Here is a 1,248-nt window from a genome sequence, read left to right on the forward strand (position 1 = left end):
TGATCTTACCCAGCAATAGTGGACACGCGACTAAGTGAGTAAACTCTCAAGCAAGAGGTGACTCACATGACAAAATCAGTATCAACCACCAAAAAGCCACGCAAGCAACATACACCTGAATTCCGCAACGAAGCCATGAAACTGGCCGAGCGCATTGGTGTGGCCGCAGCCGCCCGCGAACTCAGCCTTTATGAGTCGCAAATTTACACCTGGCGTAGCAAGCGGCAGCAACAGGCAACGTCCTCTGAACGTGAGAGCGAACTCGCCGCTGAGAATGCCCGCCTCAAACGCCAACTGGCTGAACGGGACGAGGAGCTGGCCATTCTCCAAAAGGCCGCGACATACTTCGCCAGACGCCTGAAATGAAGTATGTCTTTATCGAAAAGCATCAGGCTGAGTTCAGTATTAAAGCCATGTGCCGGGTACTGCAGGTCGCCCGCAGTGGCTGGTATGCCTGGCGTCAGCGTCGTCACCAGATAAACCGACGTCAACAGTTCCGACTTGTCTGCGATGATGCGGTTCGACAGACCTTTGCCAGGGCAAAACAGCGTTATGGAGCACCTCGTCTTGCTGATGAACTGCCGGAGTACAACATCAAGACTATCGCCGCCAGTCTGCGTCGTCAGGGGCTGCGGGCGAAAGCCTCGCGCCGGTTCAGCCCGGTCAGTTACCGTGAGCATGGTCTGCCAGTATCCGAGAATCTGTTGAATCAGGACTTTTACGCCAGCGGCCCGAATCAGAAGTGGGTGGGTGACATCACGTATCTGCGCACCGGTGAAGGCTGGCTGTATCTGGCGGTGGTGATTGACCTGTGGTCGCGGTCAGTCATTGGCTGGTCGATGTCCTCACGGATGACGGCACAGCTTGCCTGCGATGCACTGCAGATGGCGTTATGGCGGCGTAAACGCCCGGAAAATGTCATCGTGCACACAGACCGGGGTGGTCAGTACTGTTCAACGAATTACCAGAGCTTACTGAAACGGCATAATCTGCAGGGCAGTATGAGCGCTAAAGGCTGTTGTTACGACAATGCCTGTGCGGAAAGCTTCTTTCACTCACTGAAGGTGGAATGTATCCACGGAGAGAACTTTGCCAGCCGGGAAATAATGCGAACGGCAGTGTTTAATTATATCGAGTGCGATTACAATCGCTGGCGTCGTCACAGTGCCTGTGGCGGTCTTAGCCCGGAACAGTTTGAAAACCAAAACCTCGCTTAGGGCCGTGTCCACATTACGTGGGTAGGATCAG

Annotated in this window: 1 protein-coding gene; it reads left to right on the top strand. The window is 54.3% G+C overall.

Annotated features, from left to right (window positions below; translation table 11 throughout):
* Positions 1 to 66 precede the first annotated feature (66 nt).
* Positions 67 to 1,217 (top strand): IS3 family transposase gene (locus AB6T85_RS23695; RefSeq protein WP_253459590.1). Its coding sequence is split into 2 segments (ribosomal slippage): positions 67 to 325 and positions 325 to 1,217, totalling 1,152 coding nucleotides; the frame shifts between segments, so codons are not numbered across the junction.
* Positions 1,218 to 1,248: the final 31 nt, after the last annotated feature.

This window comes from Erwinia aeris (genome assembly GCF_041224955.1).
GTDB classification, from domain to species: Bacteria; Pseudomonadota; Gammaproteobacteria; order Enterobacterales; family Enterobacteriaceae; genus Erwinia; species Erwinia aeris.